We start from the raw sequence: 1793 nt of genomic DNA, 5'->3' as shown, positions 1-1793 counted from the left end.
TTGTGTGCACTCTCGAACCCTTTCGGTCAGTCGAAAGGTGGTCCCAACTGAAGACTGTGCGCCAGTGCAGGATTTGGGTGAGCGACAAACTTCTCTGCGATGAAAGCTCAAGCGAAAGTTTAGAGCTGACGTTTAAAGGGGGAAGACTACTACGGAGAGTTTGATCCTGGCTCAGGATGAACGCTGGCGGCGTGCTTAACACATGCAAGTCGAACGAACCTTCGGGTTAGTGGCGGACGGGTGAGTAACGCGTGAGAATCTGCCCTCAGGAGGGGGATAACGGCTGGAAACGGCCGCTAATACCCCATATGCCGAGAGGTGAAATGAATTTCGCCTGAGGATGAGCTCGCGTCTGATTAGCTAGTTGGTGGGGTAAGAGCCTACCAAGGCTTCGATCAGTAGCTGGTCTGAGAGGATGATCAGCCACACTGGGACTGAGACACGGCCCAGACTCCTACGGGAGGCAGCAGTGGGGAATTTTCCGCAATGGGCGAAAGCCTGACGGAGCAACGCCGCGTGAGGGATGAAGGCCTCTGGGCTGTAAACCTCTTTTCTCAAGGAAGAAGATCTGACGGTACTTGAGGAATAAGCCACGGCTAATTCCGTGCCAGCAGCCGCGGTAATACGGGAGTGGCAAGCGTTATCCGGAATTATTGGGCGTAAAGCGTCCGCAGGCGGCCTTGAAAGTCTGCTGTTAAAGCGTGGAGCTTAACTCCATTTCAGCAGTGGAAACTACAAGGCTAGAGTGTGGTAGGGGCAGAGGGAATTCCCGGTGTAGCGGTGAAATGCGTAGATATCGGGAAGAACACCAGTGGCGAAGGCGCTCTGCTGGGCCATAACTGACGCTCATGGACGAAAGCCAGGGGAGCGAAAGGGATTAGATACCCCTGTAGTCCTGGCCGTAAACGATGAACACTAGGTGTCGGGGGAATCGACCCCCTCGGTGTCGTAGCCAACGCGTTAAGTGTTCCGCCTGGGGAGTACGCACGCAAGTGTGAAACTCAAAGGAATTGACGGGGGCCCGCACAAGCGGTGGAGTATGTGGTTTAATTCGATGCAACGCGAAGAACCTTACCAGGGTTTGACATCCTGCGAATCCCTTGGAAACGAGGGAGTGCCTTCGGGAGCGCAGTGACAGGTGGTGCATGGCTGTCGTCAGCTCGTGTCGTGAGATGTTGGGTTAAGTCCCGCAACGAGCGCAACCCACGTCTTTAGTTGCCAGCATTGAGTTGGGCACTCTAGAGAGACCGCCGGTGATAAACCGGAGGAAGGTGTGGATGACGTCAAGTCATCATGCCCCTTACATCCTGGGCTACACACGTACTACAATGCTACGGACAAAGGGCAGCAAACTCGCGAGAGCTAGCAAATCCCATAAACCGTGGCTCAGTTCAGATCGTAGGCTGCAACTCGCCTACGTGAAGGAGGAATCGCTAGTAATCGCAGGTCAGCATACTGCGGTGAATACGTTCCCGGGCCTTGTACACACCGCCCGTCACACCATGGAAGTTGGCCACGCCCGAAGTCGTTACTCCAACCCGTAAGGGAGGAGGATGCCGAAGGTGGGGCTGATGACTGGGGTGAAGTCGTAACAAGGTAGCCGTACCGGAAGGTGCGGCTGGATCACCTCCTAACAGGGAGACAAACTGATTGTGATGTCTGAATACTTTATTTTCAGGCCATGATCCTGTCACTCTAGGTCGATCGGTACCTCAACTGTGGAAGCGGAATGGCAACATGTCCGTCCAAGCAGGTTCAGTTCCTAAACTTTGTCTAGGTCACACCCCAACGAT

1 rRNA gene is annotated in these 1793 nt (G+C 54.4%); it reads left to right on the top strand.

The features are described 5' to 3' along the window. Positions 1 to 148: 148 nt before the first annotated feature. Positions 149 to 1634: ribosomal RNA gene (locus VB777_RS10665) — 16S ribosomal RNA — on the top strand. Positions 1635 to 1793 lie beyond the last annotated feature (159 nt).

Origin of the sequence: Synechococcus sp. CCY9202 (assembly GCF_034931685.1) — a bacterium.
GTDB lineage: Bacteria > Cyanobacteriota > Cyanobacteriia > PCC-6307 > Cyanobiaceae > CBW1002.
This window is presented reverse-complemented; position numbering and strand designations above follow the sequence as displayed.